Genomic DNA, 24,277 nt, shown 5'->3' on the forward strand with positions numbered 1-24,277 from the left:
GAACAGTGTGTTCAGTATTCTTTTCACAACGTACAACCGTGCCGGCTCCGGCGCAAGGGGGCAGGCGCCTCCGTCGCCGAAGCCGGCAGGCCGCTACTCCCCCGCCGCAGGACCGCCGGGCAGAGCCGTCAACCCGCGGATCTCGGCGAAGAGGTCGTCGAGCCCGAGCGTCTGATCGGGCACGTACGCGAGCGGATCGGGTGTCGCGTCGAGGCCCAGCAGACCCTCGACCGTGGCGAGCAGGCAGTACGGCGCGTACGACGGGTTGTACCCGCCCTCCTGCACCAGGATCGCCCGGCCGTCGGTGTGGCGGTCGGCCAGCTCGCGCACCCGTCCGCCGATGCCGTGGAAGCCCGGCATCGACACGTTGTGGCGGCCGTTGGGGTCGTACGCGCTGGCGTCCTGCCCGCTCGCGCAGACGATCATGCCCGGCCTGAAGCGCTCGGCGAGGGGAGCGATCACCTCGTCGAACGCGCGCAGATACCCGGCGTTGCCCGCTCCGAGCGGCAGCGGCACGTTCTGGTTGAACCCCTCGCCCGCTCCGGCTCCGCGCTCCTCGAGGCGGCCCGTCTGCGGATGGCTCGCGCCCCAGGCGCCGTGATCCATGTGCAGGCTCACGGTGAGCACGTCGTCGCGCTCGTAGAAGATGTCCTGCGTGCCGTTGCCGTGGTGCACGTCCCAGTCGATCACGAGCACGCGCTCCACCCCGGCCCGGCGGGCCGCGTCGGCCGCGAGCGCGGCGCCGTTGAAGAAGCAGTACCCGTCCGCCTGCGCGCGCTGGGCGTGGTGCCCCGGCGGCCGCGTCAGCGCGTACGCGAGGGGCGCCGCGCCCGAGAGCACCGTCTCGGCAGCGGCGAGCGCGGTGCCGGCTGCGGCGAGCAACGGCTCGTACGAGCCGGATGCCAGGCGGGTCGTGCCCGTCACCCAGCCCCCGCCCCGCTCGGCGGCCCGCCGGATCTCGGCGACGTAGTCCGCCTCGTGCACCCGCGCCAGTTCCTCCTCGGAGGCGAGCCGGCCGGGTGCGAAGCGGATCGCGTCGGCCGCCGGGCCGCGGCCCAGCACGTCGTGCATCCGCTCGATGCGCAGCCGGCCCTCGGTGTGCGGCTCGTTCGCCGCGAACCAGGGGCTGGGGGCCGTCTCGTGCAGCGCGCTGCCCGTGTCGTGGTCCAGCACCCGCGCGTCGAAGTGCACGGCCAGGGGGTCCCGTCGTGTCATGCGCGCACCCCCTCCGATGTCGTCGCTCCCATGGTCACTCCTGCGCCGGGGTCATGTTGTAGACGAAGAAGGCCGGCTCGTCGCCCACGTTCTCGAGGTGGTAGGTCCATCCCGGGGCGAGGTACACGGTGTCGTCGGGGCCGAGGTCGAACACGCCCTCGTCCCAGGTGAGCCGCAGGCGCCCGCGGATGATGTAGTACGTCTCGTCGACGGGGCCGTACCAGTGGTCGGCCTCGGCGGGGTCGAAGCTCTCCCGGCTCGACCAGCGGTTCGTCTGCTCGCCGGGATCCATCCAGCAGACGCCCTGCGTGAGCTCGCTCTGGTGCTCGGCGCGCGTGATGATGCGGTTGATCCGCACCTTCGTGGGTGCGGATCCCGCGTCGACCGGGGTCAGCTCTGCGAGCTTGACGTGGACTGGGCGAGGGTTGCGGTCCATGGATTCCTCGTTTCTGTTGCTTCGTCGCGTGTGGGGAAGACGGTGGTGCGGTCGGCCGACCAGCCGAGTCGCACCTCGGCGCCCACGGCGGGGGTGGGCGACTCGACGCCGGAGCGCACGATCAGCGTGCCCGCGCCGGTGGTGATCTCGAGCCGGCTCTGCGCCCCGAGGTAGGTGAGATCGGTGACAATGCCGGTCAGCTCGCACTCGTCGGCGGGCGCACCGGCGGGGAGCACCCGCACGCGCTCGGGCCTCACGATCGCCACGGCCGGGCCGTCGGGGAGGTCGCCCGCGGCGAGCCGGATGCCCGCGGCGCCCACGAACTCGCCGCCGACCACCTCGCCCGCGACCGCGTTCGACTCGCCGATGAAGCGCGCGACGAAGAGCGTCGCGGGGTGCTCGTAGAGTTCCTCCGGGGTGCCGACCTGCTCGATCCGTCCCTCGTTGAACACCGCGATCCGGTCGGAGAGGGTCAGCGCCTCCTCCTGATCGTGAGTCACGAACACGACGGTGATCCCGAGTTCGCGATGCAGGCGGCGCAGCTCGAGCTGGAGCCGCTCGCGCAGGGCCCGGTCGAGCGCGCCGAACGGCTCGTCCATGAGCAGCAGGCGGGGTTCGAAGACGAGGGCGCGCGCGAGCGCGACGCGCTGCTGCTGGCCGCCGCTCAGCTGCCCCGGCTTCGCCTGGGCCCGCGTGTGCAGTTCGACGAGCTCGAGTGCGGCGAGCGCGCGCTCCGTGCGCTCGGCCTTCGGCACGCCGCGCTGCCGCAGCGGGAACTCCACGTTCTCCCGCACGGTGAGGTGCGGGAAGAGCGAGTAGTTCTGGAACACCATGCCGAGGCCCCGTTTGTGGGGCGGCACCGACGTGATCTCGGCGCCGTCGCACACGACGCTGCCTGCGCTCGGGGTGGTGAAGCCCGCGACCATCGAGAGGGTCGTCGTCTTGCCCGAACCGCTCGGGCCGAGCAGCGTCAGGAACTCCCCGGATGCGACGTCGAGATCGACGTCCTGTACGGCGGCGGCGCCTCCGTAGCGCTTGACGAGGCCGCTGAGCCGGAGCTCGGCGCCAGCGGTGGCGGTCACAGTCATTCGACGTCTCCTAGTCGTTTCGCGGCACGCCGTTCTCGGACGACCTGCACGAGGCGGGGGATGAGGATGATGAGGGTGGAGAGCACGAGCAGCAGCGTGGAGGCCGCCGCGATGCTCGGATCGGTCTCGACGGTCACCGAGCTGTACATCTGCACCGGCAGCGTGCGCACCGTCGGCGACTGCAGGAAGTACGCGACGACGACCTCGTCGAGGCTCGTCACGAAGGCGAAGATGAAGCCGGTGACGATGCCGGGCAGCAGGATCGGCAGCTGCACCTGGGTGAAGCGGGCGACGGGCCCGGCGCCCAGCACGGCGGCGGCCCGCACGAGCGTCTCGTCGAGGCCGCGCAGGGCGGTGCCGACGGGGATCAGCACGAACGGCAGGGCGAGCGCGAGGTGCGCCAGCACGAGGCCGAGCGGCGAGCCGCTGAGCCCCCAGCGCAGGTACATGCCGAAGATGGCGATCGCCGCGACGATGCCCGGCACGAGGATCGGCAGCATCATCGTGACCTGCGCGGTCGCCGCGAGCCTCGCCCGCAGACCGCGCAGCCCGAGCGCCGCGAGGGTGCCGAGTGCGGTGGCGACGATCGCGACGACGAGCGCGATCCAGAGGCTCGTGCCGAGCGAACCCAGCCAGCGCTGGTCGGTGAAGAACTTCTCGTACCACTGCAGCGACCAGCCCTCGATCGGGAAGGCGAAGCTGCGCTTGTCCGAGAACGACAGCGGGATCACGACGAGCGTCGGCGCCACGAGCAGTAGCGCCGCGACCGCGGCCCAGATGCGCAGCGGCAGGCGGATGCGTGTGGGTTCGTTCATCGGGCCTCACCTCCGGAGATCATCTGCGAGACGCCTCGTCGCAGCGGGGCCACCGCGAGGATCACCACGCAGAAGAGGCCGAGCGTGGCGAGCAGCAGGATGCCGGAGAGCGCACCGGCCCCGGCGAAGTCGACGATCTTCTCCACGCGCTGCCCGATGACCTGGGCGATCATGGCCTCCTTCGGGCTGCCGATCAGCTGGGGCGTGATGTAGAAGCCGAGCGCGAGGATGAACACCAGCGAGCTCGCGGCGAAGAGGCCGGGCAGCGACTGCGGCAGGTACACCTGCCAGAACGCGCGGTATCGGTTCGCGCCGAGGCTCTGCGCCGCGGCGAGCTGACGCCGGTCGATCGCCGCGAGAGCGGTGTAGAGCGTGAGGATCATGTAGGGCAGCAGGATCTGCACGATGGCGAGCACCACGCCGGCGAGCGTGCCGCGCAGGGTCGCGTTCTCGGCGCCGAAGAAGCCGAGGATCGCCGAGACCGGGCCATCGCGCTGCAGCAGCGAGATCCAGGCGAAGGTGCGCGCCATGAGCGAGGTCCAGAAGGGCACGAGCACGAGCACCATGAGCAGGGTGCGCGCGGTCGGGCCCACCAGCGTGAGCAGGTAGGCGAAGGGGTATCCCAGCAGCACGCACACGATCACCGTGATGACCGCCGTCGCGAACGTGCGGCCGAGCACTCGAAGGGTCGTCGGGTCGGCGAGGGCCGCCGTGTACTGCCCGAGCCCGGGTTCGGGATCGGTGAACGAGCGCACGATGATGACGGCGATCGGCAGGAGAAAGAAGATCAGCACGATGGCGAGCGCCGGCACGATGGCGACGCCGCTGAAGAGGCGCGAGGCGCGCATGGAACCTCCAGGGTCTGGTGAGCGGGATCCGGGTGCCGCCGGCCGGGGCGCGGTGGCGCCTCCGGCTGGCGGCGAAGCGGTCACCGGCTCAGCTCGTGGACCAGGCGGTCCACTCGGCCTCCGCGTCGGCGGAGTTCTCGGCCCACCACTCGACGTCGGTCACGACAGACTGCTGCTGCACCTCCGCGTCGGCGACGTTCCACTTCTGCTGCAGCTCGTCGAGCTCGGGCTGCGCCGACAGGTCGGCGGGGGCGTAGGGCTGCAGTTCGGCGAAGCGGGCCTGCGGCTCGGCCTGGGCGGCGTATTCGATGAAGCTCTGGGCGGCCTCGGGGTTCTTGGTGCCCTTGATGATCGAGATGCTCGCCCACGCGAGCAGGTTGTCCTGCCAGACCGGTGCGATCTCGGCGCCGTTGCGCTCGGCCTCGTAGCCGCGCCCGGACCAGGCGAGCCAGAGGTCTGCCGAGCCGTCCTCCATCGACTGCTGCGACTCGGAGCTCGTGTTCCAGAAGGTCAGCGAGTCGCGGATGGTGTCGAGCTTGGCGTAGGCGCGCTCCGTGTCGAGCGGGTACAGCTCCTCGGGGGCGACCCCGTCGGCGAGCAGGGCGAATTCGAGCGCCCCGGCCCCGGCCCAACCCGGAACCATGCGGGTGCCCGGGTACTTCTCGAGGTCGAAGAAGTCGGCCGGCGTCGAGGGCGCGTCGGCGCCGTCGTAGGTCTTCGTGTTCACGATCATCATCGTGGAGTACTGGGCGATCGGGATCGAGCAGTCGGACCAGGTGCCCTCGGGGAAGTTCGACGTGTCGATGTTGCTGAAGTCGATCTCCTCCACGAGCGTGCCGCAGTTCGCCACGGGGAAGTAGGGCTCGGTGTCGGCGACGTCCCAGATCGTGTTGCCCGACTCGACCATCTGCTGGATCTTCGGGTACGAGGTCGGGCCGTCGTTCTGCACGGTGACGCCGGACTCGGCTGCCCAGGGATCGAGGAAGGCCTCGTTCTGCGCGTCCTGGTAGGCGCTGCCGTAGCTCGCGAACACCAGCGAGCCGCCGCCTTCGGCGGCGTCCGGCGCCGCGCCCGACGAGCACGCGGCGAGCGACAGCACGGCGACCGCCGCGACGGGCACCAGCCTCAAGGGTGACTTTCTCATCTTCGTGACTCCTTCGTCAGCATGAATGGACTATTATAATAACGCATTATTGTTACGGTGCAAGACCCGTCGGGTTCCCATAGGGTGAATACACCGATCGGAGCGGGCCGGCCCGCAACCCGCCAGAAGGGAACACGCGTGACCATCGCAATGGAGCACACCGCCCCCGCCGGGGAGCTCGACCTCGCGACCCGCCGCCGCGCCGAGATCCTCACCGGCGCCATCCGGGTCATCGCTCGCGACGGCGTCGTGGCGGCCAAGCTCAAGGACATCGCCCGCGAGTCCGGCGTGAGCCTCGGCCTGATCCAGCACTACTTCGACACTCGCGAGAACCTCGTCGACGCCACCTTCGCGGCGATGATGCGCGTCGTCTCGCACGAGAGCGCGAAGCGGGTGAGCTCCGACGACGACCCACTGCGCTTCATCTTCGGAATGAATCGCCTGCACGTGCTCGGCACGGTCGGATTCCCGGAGCGCTGGGGCTTCTGGAGCGAGCTGTGGGCGGCGTCGGGGCGCTCCGACCACCTGCGCGAGGTCGCCACCCAGGTCTACCAGCTGTGGGCGCGGCCCCTCGAGGCGGCGCTGCACCGCCTGGCCGACGCGGGCCGACTCCCGCAGGGCGCAGATCCGGGGCACATCGCGGCCGGGATGCTCGCGCTCATGGACGGCCTCTCCATCCGCACCCTCGCCGAGCCCGACGTCTTCACGCCCGACTTCATGCTGCAGATCCTGAACGAGTGGGCGACGACGCAGCTCGGCGTCACCCCCGAGGAGGCGGCCCGCCACATCGAGAGCCTCGCCGCCGAAGGCGACGCGACGAGGCCGCGCGCCCTCACCCCCGAGGTCGTGGCCGCGGCGCTCCTCGAGCACGGCGCCTAGCCTTCTCGACGCCGACACCCGGGGCCGCGCCCCCAGTCGGACTCCCTCGGCCCACAGCGCAATAATATGTTATTATCGCATTCTCTCGACGTCGAGCCCGGTTCGGCGTCGCCGATTCGACCCAGGGATACTCAGAGGTGAGCATGCTCGATTCAACGATTACCCGATTTCTCGCCGAACAGCAGGAGCGGATCTCCGGAACCGACCCGCACGTCGCCTTCTCCGACGAGGAGTACGCGTCGCGACTGGTGCGGCTGCAGCGCGCCATGGCCGAGGACGGCGTGGACACGCTCGTCCTCTCCTCCCCCGAGGCCCAGAACTGGCTGCACGGCCTCGCCCTGCGCTGGTACAAGGCGAACGGCCCGCGCGACTGGCGCCCTCTCACCTGCACCGTCGTGCGCGTCGACGCGGGCTACATCCTGTTCGAGGGCATCGAGCACACGGAGATGATCCGCAGAACCTCCGTCGCGCGCGACGTCAGGCTCCTCCCCCGCTACGAGCGGGACGGCATGCTGCGCTTCATCGTCACCGAGATCGCCGGGGAGGGCTGGGTCGCCGGCTCGCGGGTCGGCATCGAGCTGTTCTCGGCGATCCCGAACCCCGCGGTCTCGCGCATGATGGAGGGCGCGCTGCTCGACGCCGGCGCCCGCGTGGTCGACGCCACGCTCACCGCCCGCCGCGTGCGCATGATCAAGTCCGCCGACGAGATCGCCGCCGTCAAGCGCGCGGCCGAGATCTGCGACGCCGGCCTGCTGCACCTCGCGAACGTGCTGCGCCCCGGCATGACTGAGCTCGAAGCCCACGGCGAGCTCATCCGCGGCCTCTCCGCGGCCGGGGGCGAGCCCGCCGGGCTGCACCAGGTCGCGTTCGTCGGCCTCGCCGCCCTCGGCGTCTACCACGAGATCTCGGGCCACCGGGTGATCACCGAGGACGACTTCCTCGACGTCGACCCCTGCGGCGTCTACAAGCGCTACCACTCCAACCGGTCCCAGCTCTACGCGTTCAAGGAGCCCCCGAGCGGCGCGGTCGAGCTGATGCGCATCCTCACCGGCGCGTTCGACATCCTGACCGAGCGCGCCCGTCCCGGCGTGCGCATCGGCGACGTCAACGCCGAGCTCTACGCCTACTACCGCGACGCGGGGGTGTTCGAGCTCAACTCGAGCGTCTGGATCGGCGGCTACGAGATGGGCATCGCCTTCCCGCCCGACTGGGTGGGCGAGTGGAAGTTCACCGTCGTGGGCGGCGAGAGCGACGATCGCGTCTTCGAGTCCGGCATGGTCGCGAACTTCGAGAGCATGTGCGGCATCGGTCTGCTCGACACGTTCATCATCGAGGACGACGCCACCCGGCTGCTGTCGAAGCTCCCCCACGAGATCATGGTCGTCGGGCGGTAACGGGCCGACCCCCGGCGCGGGGGCGTACACTGGTGTGCGGTTCCCCACAAGGGAGCCGCACAGTCAATGGCGCTGAGCCATCGACACCACAACGACGTTGCGTGGCCGGCGCATCACCGCGACCGAAAGCTGCCCCCATCTTGTCCGCCACCTCCGTCACTCCCGCCCGCCCGAGCGGTGCGCCCCGCAACAAGCCGTCCCGCGTGATCCTCGCGAGCCTCATCGGCACGACGATCGAGTTCTACGACTTCTACGTCTACGCCACCGCGGCCGTGCTCGTCTTCCCGGTGCTCTTCTTCCCCACGGGCAACGACACCACCGCGCTCATCGCATCGTTCGCGACCTTCGGCGCGGCGATGCTCGCCCGCCCCGTCGGCGCCGTGTTCTTCGGCCACCTCGGAGACCGTCTCGGCCGCAAGACCACGCTCGTCGCATCGCTGCTCACGATGGGCATCGCGACCTTCCTGATCGGCCTGCTGCCCACCCACGAGAACATCGGCGTGTGGGCCGCGGTGCTGCTGCTCGTGCTGCGCCTCGCGCAGGGCTTCGCCATCGGCGGCGAGTGGTCGGGCGCCGCGCTCGTCGCCACCGAGAACGCTCCGCAGGGCAAGCGCGCCTGGTACGGCACCTTCCCGCAGCTGGGCGCGCCGCTCGGCTTCATCATCGCGAACATGCTGTTCTTCGTGATCAACAACGCGCTGGCCGACCCCGAGCACCCGGGCGTCGCCTCCGAGGCCTTCCTCGACTGGGGTTGGCGGGTGCCCTTCCTGTTCTCGGCCCTCATGGTGATCGTGGGCCTGTGGGTGCGGCTCAAGCTCGTCGAGTCGAGCGCGTTCGAGAGCGTCAAGCAGAGCGGCAAGGTGACGCGCATGCCGCTCGCCGAGGCGTTCAAGCACCACTGGAGGGGCCTCATCCTCGGCACCTTCGCCATGCTCGCCACCTACGTGCTGTTCTACCTGATGACCTCGTACACGCTCACCTTCGGCACCCGCCCGGGCCTCGAAGCCGCGCAGCGGGCCGCCGAGGCCGCGGGCGCCTCGTTCGACGCCTCCGCCTACGTGCCTGGCCTCGGGTACAGCTACAACCAGTTCATCCTGATGCTCGTGTTCGGCGTGGTGTTCTTCGGCATCTTCACGCTGGTGTCGGGCCCGCTGGCCGACCGCTTCGGCCGCCGCCGCACCCTCATCTCGGTCACCGCGGCGATCGCCCTCTTCGGCTTCACCTTCGTGCCGCTGCTGGGCGGCGGCACCGCGGCCGTGATGTTCTTCCTCGCCCTCGGCTTCACCCTCATGGGTCTCACCTTCGGGCCCATGGGCGCGTTCCTGCCCGAGATGTTCCCCACGAACGTGCGCTACACCGGATCGGCCGTGGCCTACAACGTCTCGTCGATCCTGGGCGCCGCGCTCGCCCCGATCATCGCCGTGTGGCTGTGGGGCCTCGCCGAGGGCAGCCCGGTCTTCGTGGGCTTCTACCTGACCGGCGCCGCGGTGCTGACGCTCGTCTCGCTCATCCTGACGCCCGAGACCAAGGACGTCGACATGGAGGCGTAGCGCGCCCGCCCCGACACGGCGAAAGGCGGATATCGCACGCGGCCCTCGGGCTTCGCGTGCGATATCCGCCTTTCGCCGTCTGCGTCAGCAGCAGCGGCGTCTCCAGCGATCTCAGGTCGTCGACTCGCCCGCCTCGCCGGTGTCGACGAGCAGCACACCCGAGGGGATGCTCCACATCATGGCGACCTCGTCGCCGCGATTGTGGATGCGGGCCTCCTGGCCGAGCCGCACCGCCCCCTCCGTGCCGTCGGGCAGGCGCACCGTGTAGCGCCGCGAGGCGCCCAGGTACGTCACGTCGGTGATGGTGACCGGGATCGAGTTCTCGTTCTCGCCCACGGGCGTGCCCGCGGTCTCGAGGCGCAGGTTCTCGGGGCGGATCAGGATCGCCAGATCCTCGTGCGACGACTGGCCGTCGGCGACCACGCGGTGGCCGGCGACCTCGATCGCGGTGCGGCGATCCCCGTCCTTCACTCCCTTGCCGAGCAGCACGGTCGACTCCCCGAGGAACCGGCCCACGAACAGCGTCTGCGGCGCCTCGTAGAGATCCTCGGACGTGCCGACCTGCTCGATCCTGCCGTTGTTGAAGACCGCGATGCGATCCGACATCGACAGCGCCTCCTCCTGGTCGTGCGTCACGTAGACGAACGTGGAGCCCACCTCGCGGTGGATGCGCTTGATCTCGCCCTGCAGCCACTCGCGCAGCTTCTTGTCGAGCGCGCCGAGCGGCTCGTCCATGAGCAGCACGCGCGGCTCGTAGACGAGCGCGCGGGCGAGCGCCACGCGCTGCTGCTGTCCGCCCGACAGCTCCGACGGGTAGCGGTCGCCGTACTCGCCCATGCGCACCATCGCGAGCGCGTCGGAGACCATCTTCTTCTGCTGCTCCTTGCCGAGCTTGCGGCGCTGCAGCGGATAGGCGATGTTCTCGGCCACCGTCTTGTGCGGGAACAGGGCGTAGTTCTGGAACACCATGCCGATGTCGCGCTTGTGCGGAGGGAGCTTCGCCACGGGCTTGCCGTAGATGTGCAGGTGCCCCTCGGTGACCGAGGTGAAGCCCGCGATCATGTTGAGGGTGGTCGTCTTGCCCGAACCGGACGGCCCGAGGAAGGTCATGAACTCGCCCGGCTCGATCACGAGGTCGATCTCGTCGACCACGGTGTTCTCGCCGTAGCGCTTCGTCACCTGGTTCAGGCTGATGCCCGCCTCGCCGATCTGGTGGATCGCCGAGGTGTTCAGGCCCTCCGCGCGCAGCTCCTGCTCGTGCTCGTCCGGCACGGGGATCTCGTTGTGAGTCATAGCGTTCACGCTACCGGTCGCTTTCTCTTCCTCGTGGCGAACTGGGCGATGAGCATCACGACCACCGAAGTGAGCATCGTGATCACCGCCACCGCCGCCACCGTGGGGTCATTGGTCTGGGTGACGCTGTTGAAGATCTTCACGGGCAGCGTCTGCAGGGTCGGGGACTGGATGAACAGCGAGAGGATCACCTCGTCGAAGGAGGTGACGAACGCGAACAGCGCCCCCGCCGTCACACCCGGCGCAATGAGCGGCAGGGTGATGCTGAAGAAGGTGCGCACCTTCCCCGCCCCGAGGCTCGCCGACGCCTGTTCCAGCCGCGGATCGAGGCCCTGCAGCGAGGCCATCACATTGGTGATCACCAGCGGCATCGACACGATGGTGTGCGCCAGCACGAACCCCGGCAGGGTGCCGAGCAGGTCCATGCGCAGGAACAGCGAGTACAGGCCCACCGCCAGCACGATGCCGGGCACGATGAGGGGCAGCAGGAAGTAGCCCTCCATCAGGCCCTTGCCGCGGAACCTCACCTTCGACAGGCCGAGCGCCGCCAGCACGCCGACCGCGGTGGCGACGATCATCGTCAGCACGGCGACCTGCAGCGACGAGCCCAGCGCCTGCAGCCACGACGGATCGGTGAAGAAGTTCTCGTACCACCGGGTCGAGAAGCCCTTCGGCGGGAAGTTGAACGAGGAGGCCTCGTTGAACGACATCGGGATGATGATGAGGGTCGGCACGATCAGCCACAGCACGATCAGCACCGAGAACGCCCCGAGAATGCGCTTCGAAGTCATCAGCGGTCCACCCCCGGGAACAGGCTGCCGCCGCGGTTGAACCGCGACACGATCACCAGGATCAGAATCGTGCACACCAGCAGGAAGATGCCGAGGGCGGTGCCCTGGCCCCACATGAGGAACACGCTGATCTGCTGCTGGATCAGGGCCGAGATCATGATCTCCTTCGACGACCCGAGCAGTGCGGGGATGATGTAGAAGCCGAGACCGAGGATGAACACGGTCACGCCGCCCGAGAAGATGCCGGGCTTCGACAGCGGCAGGTAGACGGTGAAGAACGCCGTAACGGGGTTCGCGCCCAGGTTCGACGCCGCCGGCAGCAGCCGCTTGTCGATCTTCGCCATCGACGAGTAGAGCGGCAGCACCATGAACGGCAGCAGCACCTGGGACATGCCGAGCGCGACGCCGAAGGTCGTGCGGATCAGCGGGATCGGACCGATCCCGAACCACGCCGCGAGCAGCCCGTTGATGGGGCCCGTGTCCTGCAGCAGCACCATCCACGCCAGCGTGCGCACCAGGATCGAGGTCCACAGCGGCATCATGATGAAGAGCTGCATCAGATTGCGGGTGCGATCCGACACGATGGTCATCAGGTACGCGTACGGGTACGCGAGCAGCAGGCACACGATCGTCACGAGGATCGCGGTGCCGAAGGTGCGCAGCACCACGTTGAGGTTCGCCGGGGTGGTGACGAGCCAGACGTAGTTCTGCACCCCCGGCTGCGGGTCGGTGACCGAGCGGATGAACACATCCACGAGCGGTGCCAGGAAGAACAGAGAAACGATCACGAATGCCGGGATGAGCAGCAGAAGCGGGCGCCAATTCCTCGGCCCCCGCTTCCGCCGCCCGGCATCCGCACCGGAGACCGCGATGGTCTCGGTGACAGTGCCCTCGCTCATGGGTTAGTTTCCGGTCGCCCAACCGGCCCAGGCGGCCGACAGCGCGTCGTAGTTCTCGACCCAGAAGTCGACGTTCGGGGCGATACCCGTGTCGAGGTGCTCGGTCGTCATCCACTCGGTGAGCTGCTCGTCCATCTGCGGCTTCGCGTCGATGTTCACCCCGCCGTACGAGGTGAGCTCGGTCATCTTGGCCTGCTGCTCGGCGCCGATCGAGTAGTTCACGGCGGCGAAGGCGGCCTGCTTGTCCTTGACGCCCTTCGGAATGCCGTTCGAGTCGACCATGATCATCCACTCGTCCCACATAGGGGCGACGGGTGCGCCGGCTGCCGCCGCGCCGTAGCCGCGACCCGACCAGACGAGACCCATCACGGCCTCGCCGGCCTCGAGCTGCTGCTGCGCCTGGGCGCCGGTGGTCCAGCCGATCACGTCGTCGCCGAGGTCGCGGTACATGTCGAACGCGCTCTCGATGTCCTCGGGCTTGAGGGTCTTCACGTCCTTGCCCTGGGCGGTGAGCGCGAACTCGACCGTCTGCGGGTCGACGTAGGTCGACTGGCTCACGGTGCGCTTGCCCGGGAACTTCTCGGTGTCGAAGAAGTCGGCCGCGCTCGTGGGCGGGTTGTCGCCGAACTTCTCGGTGTTGTAGACCACCACGAGGCCGTAGAGGATCTGCGGCACCATGCAGTCGTCGGTGATCGTGCCCTCGGGGATCTTCGAGGTGTCGATCTGCGAGTAGTCGTACTCCTCGTAGAGGGTGCCGCAGCCGCGCGCGGTGTCGAACTGGGTGGTGTTGACGATGTCCCAGCTGACGTTGCCGCTGTCGACCATGGCCTTGAGCTTGCCCGCGTCGAAGGCGTCCTGGTTGAACTTCGCGCCGGAGGCCTCGGCGAACGGGTTCCACAGGGCCTCGGTCTGGCCGTCCTGGAAGACGCCGCCGGATCCCGCGAACGTGAGGGTGACGCCGTCGAGCGCGCCCTCCTTGATCTCGCCTGCGACGGGGGTGCCGAGGTCGCGCTCGGGCGCGGGCTCTGCGTCGCCGCCTCCGCTGCAGCCCACGAGCGCGAGCGCGAGCGCCGCGGTTCCGGCCACGAGCGAAACGCCGCGGCGAACCTTCGTGTCTCTGAGAATTGACATGTACTTCCTCACTTCATCGTGATGGTGGGGCCGCTCCCAGCTGCCCCTGCGGATGAGCGGATGTTCCGCCCTGCCGCTTCCCGAACCTAGTAGCCGCCGTCGGGGCCGACCCCGGCCCGTTACCCCTTCGTTACCGCGGCGAGGCATCTTTCATAGATTCGTATGGCGAGCCCGGCGGCGGTAGTACGAACATAAGGTTTCGCCCACGAGTATGCCCGGGGAGGGCTCGTCGGGCCGCCTCGATCCCTAGCATGGGTGTCGGGCACCGCTCACCGTTCGAGGAGGAACGCAATGGACATCGTCGTCATCGGAGCCGGTCTCGCCGGCCTCACCGCAGCGTGGGAGCTCGAGAAGGCCGGCCATCGGTGCACCGTGCTCGAGGCGCGGGATCGCGTGGGCGGCCGCACCTGGTCGCAGCGTCTCGGCAACGGAGAGGTGACCGAGCGCGGCGGCGAGTACGTCTTCCCCACCGAGTTCCCGATCCGCCGGCTCGCCGCCGAGGTGGGCGTGGCGATCATGTCGCACGGCGTGCGCTACGGCCGCCGCACCGTGAACGGCCGCGTGATCTCGTTCGCCGAGCTCGGCGAGACGGGCGGCCGCGTGCGCGACACGCTCGCGCGGATGCTCGCCGACGGCGAGCGCGAGGTGTCGCTGGAGCGCGCCTTCGCCGAAGCTCTGGGCGAGGGCTACCGGCTCGACCCCGTTTACCGGCGCACGACCACGTCGGCCGCGGCCGATCCGGCGCTGGTCAGCGCCGAGGCCGTGCTGCTGCACGAGTCGTCGACGGCTGGCGGCTACGTCGAGGACGGCGGGCGCTTCGTGGGAGGCAACCAGGCGCTCGCGATCGAACTCGCGCGCCGCCTCGGCGATCGGGTGCGCCTCGAGCACCCGATCCGCGCGATCGATCAGTCGAACACCGCGGTGCAGGTGACGCTCGCCGACGGCACCAGGATCGACGCCGATGCGGCGGTGGTCGCAGTGCCGCTGCCGATCCTGCGCGAGCTCGAGCTCGGCTTCGCACTGCCGGACGACCAGCAGCGCGCCCTGGACCACCGTTTCATGGGGGTCGCCGCGAAGCTCGGCGTGCCCCTCTCGCGGGTCGACGACGACGTCGCTCTGCAGAACCCGGACCACACGTGGTGGTCGTGGCGCTCGCTCTCGATCGACGGCGAGCACCGCATCGACGCGCTCTCGTCGTTCGCCGGCGGTCCGTTCGCGCTCGAAGCGCTGCAGATCGAAGCGGGCGCCGAGGGCTGGGTGCGCGCGCTGCGCGAGATGCGCCCGCAGCTGGAGATCGACGGCGACGTGCTGCTCACCACGTGGGCGGACGACCCGTGGACCCGGGGCGCCTACACCGCCCCCGGCCTCGAGTGGGAGGCGGCCGACGCGCGCGTCTTCGAGCGCGCGGCGGGCCGCGTCGCCGTCGCCGGCGAGCACACGGGTCTCGCCCAGTCGCTCTCGGGCGCCGTCGAGTCGGGCTACCGGGCCGCAGCGGCCATCGCACGCGCACTCTCCTCATGACGAAGCCGCGCAAATGTACCCTTGACTCATGACCTTCACAGTGAGGTCGCTCCTCGACCTGCCAGCCGCGCGCACGGTGTCCCTGGCCCCGGGCGTCGGGGAGGAGCGCGTCATCACGTGGGCCCACGTCTGCGAGCAGCCCGATCCGTGGCGCTGGCTGGGCGAGGGGGCGCTGGTCATGACCACCGGCCTCGGCGTGCCGGAGACCACCGACGAGCAGTGCGCCTACCTGCGGGGCATGCAGGCGGTCGGGATCGCAGCCGTGACCGTCGACGAGCACATGATGGACGCGTCGTTCACCGAGCCGGCGCTCGCGTACGCCGCCCACATCGGCTTCCCGGTGCTGTCGACGGCGCACGAGGTGCGGTACATCACGCTCGCGATGGCGGTCGCCGAGGCCGTGCAGCGCGGCCGCGACAAGCTGGTGCAGCAGACCGAGCAGCGCTACGGCGCGCTGCTGCTCGCCGAGCTCTGCACCGGTGCGATCCCCGGCCCGTCGGCCGCGCGCCTGCTCGAGCCGCACGGCATCCGCCAGCCCTCGCTCATCGCGGTCGTCCAGGGGGCCGGGGGCCGGGCCGTGCACCACCAGATCCGCGAGGCCTTCGCCGCGCAGCAGCTGCCGGTGCTCACCGCGGCAGAGGGCGATCAGGTGCTGCTGCTCGCCGAGGCGGGCGATGCGCTCGGCCGGGCGCTCGACGCGATCGCGACCGCCGGAGCCCGCGTCGGGGCGAGCGCGCCCTTCGACGGTCTCGACGAGCTGCCGAACGCCGTGCAGCAGGCGCGCAGCGCACTGGTGCGCAACCACCTCGCGAGCGGCGTGCTGCACTTCGGCGAGCACGAGACCACCTCGCTCTTCCTGCCGAGCAGCGCCGAGCAGCTGCGCCGCATCGCGAACCAGGTGCTGGGGCCGCTGCGCACCTACGACGAGCAGCGCGGCACCTCCCTCACGCAGACCCTGCGCGTCTTCCTGGAGGAGAACCGCAGCTGGGTGCGCGCCGCCGAGCGCCTCTTCGTGCACCGTCAGACCCTCATCGCCCGAATCTCGCGCATCGAGAAGATCATCGACCGCGATCTCTCGTCGATCGAGGACACCGCCGAGTGCTGGCTCGCCGTGCAGGCGGCCATCAGCTGCGGCGACCTCGAGCCCGCCGAGGCCGCGGCGCCCTCGGGCCAGCCCGGGGAGGTGCACTGAGCGGCCCCGGGGCGCTCGCAACCGCGGGGAGAAGCCCTCACGCGCTGTGCGCCCGGACCCGTTGCGAATGGTAGCTTGAAAACACCGCGACGCTCGTGGCGGGGAGGGAGGAACCGCGATGGCACTGCCTGACGACGGGAAGCCGGGGAACGACGGATCCGCGCACTCCGAGGAGACGCTGCTCGAGCGCATCGCCGAGGCGAGCGCCTGGGCCGAGCACGACATCGATCTCGACGCGCAGGCCGAGACCAGGCGCCTCATCACATCGACGCTCGACGGCGACGCCGAGGCGGCCGCCGAGCTGAGCGACGCGTTCGGGGGCAGGCTCGCCTTCGGCACGGCCGGCCTGCGGGGGCGCATCGGGCCCGGGCCGCGGCGCATGAACCGGGTCGTGGTCTCGCAGACGAGCGCGGGTTTCGCGGCGTACCTGCTGGAGCGCGCGGCCTCGGGCCGGGCGAGCACCCCGCCATCGATCGTGATCGGCTACGACGGGCGGGTCGGGTCTGCCGTGTTCGCCCGCGACGCTGCCGAGGTGATGGAGGGCGCCGGTGTGCGCGTCTTCCTGCTGCCCGACGCCGGTCCGACGCCCCTCACCGCGTTCGCGGTGCGGCACCTCGGCGTCTCGGCCGGCGTGATGATCACGGCGAGCCACAATCCGCCCCGCGACAACGGCTACAAGGTCTATCTCGGCGACGACGACGCCGGATCGCAGATCGTGCCGCCGGCGGACGCCGAGATCGCCGCCCGCATCGAGCGGGTCGCGCAGACGCCGGTCGCGCAGCTGCCCCGATCCACCGAGTACACGGTGCTGGGGCGCGGCGTCGCCGACGCCTACGTCTCGGAGACCGCGGCCGCCCTGCTCGGCGGCCTGCCCCAGCCTCCCGAGACGCCCGGCGTGGCGCTCGGGGCCGGCACCGGACTGCGGATCGCCTACACGGCGATGCACGGCGTGGGTTCCGACATCGCCCAGCGGGTCTTCGCCTCGACCGGGCTGCCCTCGGTCGTGCCGGTGCGCGAGCAGGATCGCCCCGACGGGGCGTTCCCCACCGTCGCGTTCCCGAACCCCGAGGAGCCCGGCGCCCTCGATCTCGCCTTCCGCACCGCCCGCGGTATCGAAGCCGATCTCGTGGTCGCGCACGACCCCGACGCCGACCGTCTCGCGATCGCGCTGCCGCACCCCGACGAGCCCTCCGGCTACCGCCGGCTCACCGGCAACGAGCTCGGCCTGCTGCTCGGCTGGCGCGCGGCCGAGCGCGAGCGCGCCCGCGCGGCCCTCGCGGGCACGGCCCCGTCCGGCGCCCTCGCGTGCACGATCGTCTCCTCGCCCGCGCTGCGCGCGGTCGCCCGCGAGTACGGGCTCGACTACGCCGAGACCCTCTCGGGCTTCAAATGGGTGTCGCGCGTGCCGGGCCTCGTCTTCGGCTTCGAGGAGGCCCTCGGCTATCTCACGCACCCCGGCATCGTGCGCGACAAGGACGGCATCTCGGCCAGCGCCGACGCGATCGCCATGGCCCGCGAAGCCGCGTCCGAGGGGCGCACGCTGTGGGACCTGCTCGACGACGCGAGCGAGCGCTTCGGCCACTTCGCCAGCGGGCAGATCACGCTGCGGTTCCCCTCCATGGCCGCCGCGTCGGCGCTCGCCGCACGGGTGCGGCAGGATCCGCCCCGCGCATTCGGCGACGTCGAGGTGGCGTCCGCGCAGGATCTGCTGACGCCCGGGCTCGCCGAGGTGCCCGCCGACGTGCTGCGCTACGACCTCTCCGACGGCTCGCGCGTCATGATCCGGCCGAGCGGCACCGAGCCGAAGCTCAAGATCTATCTCGACACCTTCAGCGATGCGGGGTCCGCGAGGAAGCGCCGTCGCACGGCCGGGCGGGCGCTGAGCACCCTCGAACGAGCCGTGCGCGACTACCTCGATCGGCTGCAGGCTGGGGCTTCCGAGGCCGGCGCCCCGGGGGCCGGAGCGTCATGATCGGGCACTGGTCGCGGGAGCGCGCGGCCGAATGGCTGCGCCGTCCGAGCGCCGGCGACGACAAGTACCGGCGGGGCGTGCTCGGCATGCGCACCGGCTCGGCGCAGTACCCGGGCGCCGCGCTGCTGGGCGTCTCGGCGGCGTGGCGCACGGGTGCGGGCATGGTGCGCTACGTGCCGGCCCTCGACGACGCCCCGTCGCCCCACGGGCTTCCCTCGCCCGCGGCGTCGGTGCTCGCGGTGCACCCGGAGACGGTGTTCGGGGAGCCCGGATCCCGGCCGTCGGACGCCTGGGTGCTCGGATCGGGCACCGATCCCGCCGACCGCTCGACGGCCGAGCGATCGGCGCTGCTCGAACTGCTGCGCGGCGGCGCTCCGCTCGTGATCGACGCCGGTGCGCTCGATCTCGTCGCGCAGGCCCGATCCGGCGACGACGGCCCCCGCGACGGGGCGCCCGCGATCCTCACCCCGCACGGCGGCGAGTTCGAGCGCCTGTGGCGAGCCTCGGGGCTCGGCGCCCTGCCCGACGACTGGGATCCGCGCGGCGGCGCCGACGGCGACGCGCAGCGCGGACGAGCCGAGACCGCCGCCCGCCTCGCCGAGCGCCTCGAGGCGACCGTGCTGCTCAAGGGCTCCGTCACCGTGTGCGCGGCGCCGGGCGAGGCGCCGCTGCTCGTCGGCCCCTCGACGCCCTGGCTCGCGACCGCCGGCACCGGCGACGTGCTCGCCGGGATCCTCGGCGCGCTCGTCGCGGCGCACGCCGCCGGCGTGCGCGAGGATCCCGCCTCCCTCGCCCGCATCGGCGCCACCGCCGCGCTGCTGCACGACGCGGCGGCCAGGATCGCGGCCGGCGACCCCGAGGCCGCCGGGTCGGGTCGGCCGATCACCGCGCTCGACGTCGCCGGCGCCGTGCCGGCCGCCGTCGCCGCGCTCGCCTGACCCGGGCCTCAGCCCGCGGTGACGCGATCCGCGACGAGGGGGCGCGGATCCGGAACCGCCTCGCCGAGCTCCACCGCCCCCGCGAGCGACTCCACCCCGCGCACCATGCGGCCCGGCGAATCGCACGCCACCTCGAACAGCGGATCGCCGACCCGCACCCGATCGCCGGGGCGCACCAGCACCTCGACCCCGGCGGCGTGGTCGACGGGGTCGCCGGGCCGCGCCCGCCCCGCGCCCAGACGCCAGGCGCCCACCCCGACGGCGCGCGCGTCGACGCGCTGCACCACACCGGCGGCCGCCGCTCGCACCGTCTCGGTCTCACGCGCGACGGGCAGCGGTGCGTCGGGATCGCCGCCCTGGCCGGCGACGAGGCGCCGCCACGCGTCCATCGCGCGACCGTCGGCCAGCGCCCCGGCCGGATCGATGTCGCTCTTCCCCGCGAGCTCCAGCATCTCCCGCGCCAGCGCGAGCGTCAGCTCCACCACGTCGGCGGGCCCGCCGCCCGCGAGCACCTCGACCGACTCGCGCACCTCGTTCGCGTTGCCGACCGCTCGGCCCAGGGGCGCATCCATGTCGGTGAGGAGCGCCACCGTGCGCAACCCAGAATCGGCGCCCAACCGCACCATCGTCGTCGCCAGCTCGCGCGCGTCGTCGACGGCGGGAAGAAAAGCGCCCGAACCGAACTTCACGTCGAGCACGAGGCCGTCGGCCCCCTCCGCGATCTTCTTGCTCATGATCGACGAGGCGATGAGCGGCACCGACGCCACCGTGCCCGTGACGTCGCGCAGGGCGTACATCGCGCGATCCGCGGGGGCGAGCCCCGACCCCGCCGCGCAGATCACCCCGCCCACCTCGCGCAGCATCCGCTTCATCTCGTCGTTCGACAGCGATGCCCGCCACCCGGCAATCGACTCGAGCTTGTCGAGCGTGCCGCCCGTGTGCCCGAGACCCCGCCCCGACAGCTGCGGCACCGCCACCCCCAGCGACGCCATGAGCGGCACCAGCGGAAGCGTGATCTTGTCGCCCACGCCGCCCGTCGAGTGATTGTCGATGGCGGGTCGGCCGAGCCCCGAGAAGCTCAGGCGCTCACCGCTCGCGATCATCGCGGCGGTCAGATCTCGGATCTCCTCGCGCTCCATCTCCTGGATCACGATCGCCATGAGCAGTGCGCTCATCTGCTCCGGCGCCACGACGCCGCGCGTGAACGCGTCCACCAGCCAGTCGATCTCGGCGCGGGTGAGGGCGCCTGCGAAGCGCTTGCGCGTGATCAGGTCGACGACGTCGAAGGGTTCGGGATCGCTGAGCTGCTCCATGCCACCAGCCTATGGCGGCTCCCCGATCCCCGCTCCCCGATCCCCGCCGTCGGTATGGGATCAGCCGTCCGTATGCAGGAGTCGGCCCGGTCCGGCATACGGACGGCAGATCCCATACGGAGGGGAGGAGAGACCCTCGAGGTCCTCAGAACACGTCGAGCACGCGCGAGCGATCGGGATCCGGCCGCCCCAGCTCGTCGTCCTGGCCGGCCGCGATCCAGCAGCCGGTGAGCAGCAGCGTGCGGCAGATCACGTTGAACCAGATCAGCAGCCCCACCAGCACCGCGAACGAGGCCAGCAGCGGGTTGTGGGAGGCGCCGCCGAGCAGGGACGACCCCAGCACCTTGATGCCGAACAGCGCCAGCCCGCCGAGGGCGCAGCCCCGCAGCAGGCTCCACCTCGGTACCCGCACCTCGGCGAGCAGCCGGAAGATGGCGACGAGCACGAGCGTGTCGAAGACGTACATCGCGCCGTATCGGGCGACCGTGCCGAGACCGCCCAGCAGCCAGCCGTCGGGATCGCCGCCGAACCACGACACCAGCAGATCGGTGAGGTTCGAGCTGAACACCGTGAGCGCCGCCGAGACGATGATCGCCAGCATGAAGCCCAGCGCCAGCACCAGGTCGCGCAGCTTGAGCAGCACCACGTTGCGGTACTGCCGCACCTCGAGGCCGAAGATGATGCGGATCGCGCGGCGCGTGCCCGTGAACCAGGTCACCGCGACGTAGACGAGCGCGGCGCCCGCGATCGCGCTGCTCCAGTCGAGCGTTCGGCTCTGCAGCAGCATCGCCAGTTGCACCGCGCCGCCGTCGCCCGTGCCCACGAGGCCGGGCACGAACAGGTTGAGCTGCTCGATCAGGGATTCCAGCAGCTCGGGTCGGCCGCGCAGCACGATGCCGAACACGCTGAAGCCGATCCAGAGCGCCGCGAACACCGCGAACACCGCCTGATAGCTCATGCCGGCCGCGAGCACCGATCCGCCCACGTCGGTGAAGTGGAAGAAGGAGCGGAACGGCCGCGAATCCCGCAGCCGGGCCCAGACGCCCTGCCCCTGTTCGACGAGTTCTCGCGACACCGCCGAGACGCGCGACGCCCCGCGATCCCGCTCCTCGTCGGAGGAGCGGGGATCGCGGGGCGTCGTCATGCCGTCGAGTGCAGCCACCCGGCGCTGGGCGCGGGCGCTACTTCGTCTTGCCGGTGCGGATCGCGGCCTTCACCTCGGCGATGGCCTTGGTGACCTGGATGCCGCGGGGGCACGCGTCGGTGCAGTTGAAGGTGGTGCGGCAGCGCCACACGCCCTCGGTGTCGTTCAGCACGTCGAGACGCACCTGGGCGTTGTCGTCGCGCGAGTCGAAGATGAAGCGGTGCGCGTTGACGATCGCGGCCGGGCCGAAGTACTGGCCGTCGGTCCAGAAGACCGGGCAGCTGGTCGTGCACGCGGCGCACAGGATGCACTTCGTGGTGTCGTCGAAGCGCTCGCGATCCTCGATCGTCTGCAGGCGCTCCTTGCCCGGCACGGGTGGGGCCGAGTCCGGCATGAGGAACGGGTTGACCGCACGGTAGGCCGCGAAGAACGGCTCCATGTCGACGATCAGATCCTTCTCGAGGGGCAGGCCCTTGATCGCCTCGACGTAGATCGGCTTCGAGATGTCGAGATCCTTGATGAGCGTCTTGCACGCGAGACGGTTGCGGCCGTTGATGCGCATGGCGTCGGAGCCGCAGATGCCGTGGGCGCAGGAGCGGCGGAACGCGAGCGTGCCGTCCTGGTCCCACTTGATGCGGTGCAGCGCGTCGAGGATACGGTCGGTGGGGTACATCTCGACGTCGAAGTCCTCCCAGTACGCGTCACGACCCGACTCGGGGTTGTAACGGCGCACCAGCAGGGTGACCGTAAAGGGCTTCGGCGCGTCGGGAGCGTCTCCGGCTGCTGCGGTCTCCGTGGAGTCGACGGCCGTCGCTTCTGCGGTAGCGGTGCTCATGGCCTAGTACTTCCTCTCCATGGGCGGGTAGTTCAACTCGCCCTGCTCGTTCTTCGTGAACACGACGGGCTTCCAATCGAGCCGGATGTGATCGTCGGGGTCGGCCGAGTGCGGGTCTCCCGAGAGGTACGCCATGGTGTGCTGCATGTAGTTCTCGTCGTCGCGATTCGGGTAGTCGTCGCGCATGTGGCCGCCGCGGCTCTCCTTGCGGTTGCGCGCGGTGTACGCGAGCACCTCGGCGAGGTCGAGCAGGAAGCCCAGCTCGATCGCCTCGAGCAGGTCGGTGTTGTAGCGCTTGCCGCGATCCTGCACGCCCACGTTCATGTAGCGCACGCGCAGGTCGTGGATCACGCCGAGCACCTCGGTGAGCGATTCCTCGGTGCGGAACACCTGGGCTCCGCGGTCCATGGCCTCCTGCAGCTCGCGCCGGATGTCGGCGACGCGCTCGGTGCCGGTGCCGGTGCGGAAGCGATCGACGAGCTCGCGGATCTCGCGGGCGGGATCGGCGGGCAGCTCGACGAAGTCGGCGGTCTGCGCGAAGTCGGCCGCGTTGTTGCCCGAGCGCTTGCCGAACACGTTGATGTCGAGCAGCGAGTTGGTGCCGAGACGGTTCGCGCCGTGCACCGACACGCAGGCGCACTCGCCGGCGGCGTAGAGCCCGGGCACGACCGTGTCGTTGTCCATGAGCACCTCGGCCGCGTTGTTGGTCGGGATGCCGCCCATCGCGTAGTGCGCGGTGGGGAACACCGGCACGGGCTCGACGACCGGGTCGACGCCCAGGTAGGTGCGCGCGAACTCGGTGATGTCGGGGAGCTTGGTCTCGAGCACCTCGGCGCCCAGGTGGGTGCAGTCGAGGTAGACGTAGTCCTTGTGCGGGCCGGCGCCGCGGCCGTCGAGCACCTCCTGCACCATGCAGCGCGCGACGATGTCGCGGGGCGCGAGGTCTTTGATGGTGGGGGCGTAGCGCTCCATGAAGCGCTCGCCGCTCGCGTTGCGCAGGATCGCGCCCTCGCCTCGGGCTCCTTCGGTGAGGAGGATGCCGAGGCCGGCGAGGCCCGTCGGATGGAACTGGTAGAACTCCATGTCCTCGAGCGGCAGGCCCTTGCGCCAGATGATGCCGACGCCGTCGCCCGTGAGGGTGTGGGCGTTCGAGGTGGTCTTGAAGATCTTGCCGAAGCCGCCGGTGGCGAACACGATCGACTTGGCCTGGAAGACGTGCAGCTCGCCCGTGGAGAGCTCGTAGGCCACCACGCCGGCGGGGCGGCGGTGCTTGCCCTCGCCCGTCATCACGAGGTCGAGCACGTAGAACTCGTTGTAGAAGTTGACGCCCAGCTTCACGCAGTTCTGGAACAGCGTCTGCAGGATCATGTGGCCGGTGCGGTCCGCCGCGTAGCAGGCGCGGCGCACGGGCGCCTTGCCGTGATCGCGCGTGTGGCCGCCGAAGCGGCGCTGGTCGATCTTGCCCTCGGGCGTGCGGTTGAACGGCAGGCCCATGTTCTCGAGGTCGATGACCGCGTCGATGGCCTCCTTGGCGAGGATCTCGGCCGCGTCCTGGTCGACGAGGTAGTCGCCGCCCTTGACCGTGTCGAAGGTGTGCCACTCCCAGTTGTCGTCCTCGACGTTCGCGAGCGCCGCCGCCATGCCGCCCTGCGCCGCGCCGGTGTGCGAGCGGGTGGGGTACAGCTTGGTGATGACCGCGGTCTTCGCCTTCGGGCCGGCCTCGATCGCGGCGCGCATGCCCGCGCCGCCCGCGCCGACGATCACGACGTCGAACTGATGGTAGGTGACACCGTCCTTGACGGTGACGTCCTCGCCCTGATGGGTGTCTGTGGTCACGTGAGTCCTATTCTTCGAGTCTGTAAGCCTGAGATGCCGCGGT

The 24,277-nt window shown here is 70.5% G+C and carries 21 protein-coding genes; 7 read left to right on the forward strand and 14 right to left on the reverse strand.

Annotation, left to right across the window (positions count from 1 at the left end; all coding sequences use genetic code 11):
* Positions 1-93: 93 nt before the first annotated feature.
* From Leucomu_RS13630 to Leucomu_RS13655, 6 genes are all read right to left on the reverse strand, one after another.
* Positions 94-1,215 carry an arginase family protein gene (locus Leucomu_RS13630; RefSeq protein ID WP_128387550.1) on the reverse strand — a complete coding sequence of 374 codons (1,122 nt, stop codon included), beginning with the start codon at positions 1,213-1,215 and terminating at the stop codon, positions 94-96.
* Positions 1,216-1,249: 34 nt separating this feature from the next.
* The gene (locus Leucomu_RS13635) at positions 1,250-1,651 is read right to left on the reverse strand and encodes a cupin domain-containing protein (RefSeq protein WP_128387551.1); all 402 of its coding nucleotides are present in this window, start codon (positions 1,649-1,651) and stop codon (positions 1,250-1,252) included.
* On the reverse strand, positions 1,606-2,739 hold the full coding sequence (locus Leucomu_RS13640; RefSeq protein WP_128387552.1) for an ABC transporter ATP-binding protein: 1,134 nt from the start codon (positions 2,737-2,739) through the stop codon (positions 1,606-1,608). The genes Leucomu_RS13635 and Leucomu_RS13640 overlap by 46 nt, the downstream gene beginning before the upstream one ends.
* Positions 2,736-3,554: an ABC transporter permease gene (locus Leucomu_RS13645; protein ID WP_017883846.1), complete on the reverse strand. Its 819-nt coding sequence runs from the start codon at positions 3,552-3,554 to the stop codon at positions 2,736-2,738. The genes Leucomu_RS13640 and Leucomu_RS13645 overlap by 4 nt, the downstream gene beginning before the upstream one ends.
* Positions 3,551-4,402 carry an ABC transporter permease gene (locus Leucomu_RS13650; RefSeq protein ID WP_128387553.1) on the reverse strand — a complete coding sequence of 284 codons (852 nt, stop codon included), beginning with the start codon at positions 4,400-4,402 and terminating at the stop codon, positions 3,551-3,553. The genes Leucomu_RS13645 and Leucomu_RS13650 overlap by 4 nt, the downstream gene beginning before the upstream one ends.
* An 88-nt stretch (positions 4,403-4,490) precedes the next feature.
* Positions 4,491-5,546 carry a polyamine ABC transporter substrate-binding protein gene (locus Leucomu_RS13655; RefSeq protein ID WP_128387554.1) on the reverse strand — a complete coding sequence of 352 codons (1,056 nt, stop codon included), beginning with the start codon at positions 5,544-5,546 and terminating at the stop codon, positions 4,491-4,493.
* A 138-nt stretch (positions 5,547-5,684) separates the two neighbouring features.
* Between Leucomu_RS13655 and Leucomu_RS13660 the strand changes: the two genes are divergently transcribed.
* The 3 genes from Leucomu_RS13660 to Leucomu_RS13670 all read left to right on the forward strand — a co-directional run bounded on the left by Leucomu_RS13660 (position 5,685) and on the right by Leucomu_RS13670 (position 9,369).
* Positions 5,685-6,425 (forward strand): TetR/AcrR family transcriptional regulator, encoded by a 741-nt coding sequence (locus tag Leucomu_RS13660; protein ID WP_128387555.1) that lies wholly within the window; start codon positions 5,685-5,687, stop codon positions 6,423-6,425.
* A 143-nt stretch (positions 6,426-6,568) separates the two neighbouring features.
* Entirely contained in the window at positions 6,569-7,819 is a 1,251-nt protein-coding gene (locus Leucomu_RS13665; protein ID WP_128387556.1) for a M24 family metallopeptidase, read from the forward strand.
* 140 nt (positions 7,820-7,959) lie between these two features.
* Positions 7,960-9,369, forward strand: a complete 1,410-nt coding sequence (locus tag Leucomu_RS13670) for an MFS transporter (protein ID WP_164884574.1) — start codon at positions 7,960-7,962, stop codon at positions 9,367-9,369.
* 111 nt (positions 9,370-9,480) lie between these two features.
* Here the strand turns inward: Leucomu_RS13670 and Leucomu_RS13675 are convergent, their stop codons facing one another.
* Genes Leucomu_RS13675 through Leucomu_RS13690 form a run of 4 tightly spaced genes read right to left on the reverse strand, consistent with a single transcriptional unit; the run spans position 9,481 to position 13,483 of the window.
* On the reverse strand, positions 9,481-10,662 hold the full coding sequence (locus tag Leucomu_RS13675) for an ABC transporter ATP-binding protein (protein ID WP_128387557.1): 1,182 nt from the start codon (positions 10,660-10,662) through the stop codon (positions 9,481-9,483).
* A 5-nt stretch (positions 10,663-10,667) separates the two neighbouring features.
* Positions 10,668-11,453, reverse strand: a complete 786-nt coding sequence (locus tag Leucomu_RS13680; RefSeq protein WP_017883853.1) for an ABC transporter permease — start codon at positions 11,451-11,453, stop codon at positions 10,668-10,670.
* The gene (locus Leucomu_RS13685) at positions 11,453-12,352 is read right to left on the reverse strand and encodes an ABC transporter permease (protein ID WP_017883854.1); all 900 of its coding nucleotides are present in this window, start codon (positions 12,350-12,352) and stop codon (positions 11,453-11,455) included. The genes Leucomu_RS13680 and Leucomu_RS13685 overlap by 1 nt, the downstream gene beginning before the upstream one ends.
* A gap of 3 nt (positions 12,353-12,355) precedes the next feature.
* Positions 12,356-13,483 (reverse strand): extracellular solute-binding protein, encoded by a 1,128-nt coding sequence (locus Leucomu_RS13690; RefSeq protein WP_128387558.1) that lies wholly within the window; start codon positions 13,481-13,483, stop codon positions 12,356-12,358.
* Between the two features lie 291 nt (positions 13,484-13,774).
* Here Leucomu_RS13690 and Leucomu_RS13695 point away from each other — a divergent pair, with 291 nt between their 5' ends.
* From Leucomu_RS13695 to Leucomu_RS13710, 4 genes are all read left to right on the forward strand, one after another.
* The gene (locus Leucomu_RS13695; RefSeq protein ID WP_128387559.1) at positions 13,775-15,004 is read left to right on the forward strand and encodes a flavin monoamine oxidase family protein; all 1,230 of its coding nucleotides are present in this window, start codon (positions 13,775-13,777) and stop codon (positions 15,002-15,004) included.
* A 28-nt stretch (positions 15,005-15,032) separates the two neighbouring features.
* On the forward strand, positions 15,033-16,196 hold the full coding sequence (locus Leucomu_RS13700; RefSeq protein ID WP_128387560.1) for a PucR family transcriptional regulator: 1,164 nt from the start codon (positions 15,033-15,035) through the stop codon (positions 16,194-16,196).
* A 118-nt stretch (positions 16,197-16,314) separates the two neighbouring features.
* Positions 16,315-18,168: a phospho-sugar mutase gene (locus Leucomu_RS13705; protein ID WP_128387561.1), complete on the forward strand. Its 1,854-nt coding sequence runs from the start codon at positions 16,315-16,317 to the stop codon at positions 18,166-18,168.
* Positions 18,165-19,106, forward strand: coding sequence for an ADP-dependent NAD(P)H-hydrate dehydratase (locus tag Leucomu_RS13710; protein ID WP_128387562.1), 942 nt, complete (start codon positions 18,165-18,167; stop codon positions 19,104-19,106). Before Leucomu_RS13705 ends, Leucomu_RS13710 begins: the two co-directional genes overlap by 4 nt.
* Before the next feature lie 8 nt (positions 19,107-19,114).
* Here Leucomu_RS13710 and Leucomu_RS13715 read toward each other — a convergent pair whose 3' ends face one another.
* The 4 genes from Leucomu_RS13715 to sdhA all read right to left on the reverse strand — a co-directional run bounded on the left by Leucomu_RS13715 (position 19,115) and on the right by sdhA (position 24,234).
* Complete coding sequence (locus Leucomu_RS13715) at positions 19,115-20,419, reverse strand: thymidine phosphorylase (RefSeq protein WP_128387563.1); 1,305 nt, start codon at positions 20,417-20,419, stop codon at positions 19,115-19,117.
* 145 nt (positions 20,420-20,564) lie between these two features.
* Complete coding sequence (locus Leucomu_RS13720) at positions 20,565-21,563, reverse strand: YihY/virulence factor BrkB family protein (protein ID WP_228407118.1); 999 nt, start codon at positions 21,561-21,563, stop codon at positions 20,565-20,567.
* A gap of 37 nt (positions 21,564-21,600) precedes the next feature.
* Positions 21,601-22,398 carry a succinate dehydrogenase iron-sulfur subunit gene (locus tag Leucomu_RS13725; RefSeq protein WP_017883862.1) on the reverse strand — a complete coding sequence of 266 codons (798 nt, stop codon included), beginning with the start codon at positions 22,396-22,398 and terminating at the stop codon, positions 21,601-21,603.
* Between the two features lie 3 nt (positions 22,399-22,401).
* Positions 22,402-24,234, reverse strand: a complete 1,833-nt coding sequence (gene sdhA / locus Leucomu_RS13730; protein WP_017883863.1) for a succinate dehydrogenase flavoprotein subunit — start codon at positions 24,232-24,234, stop codon at positions 22,402-22,404.
* Between the last annotated feature and the right edge of the window lie 43 nt (positions 24,235-24,277).

This window comes from Leucobacter muris (assembly GCF_004028235.1).
Taxonomy (GTDB): Bacteria; Actinomycetota; Actinomycetes; order Actinomycetales; family Microbacteriaceae; genus Leucobacter; species Leucobacter muris.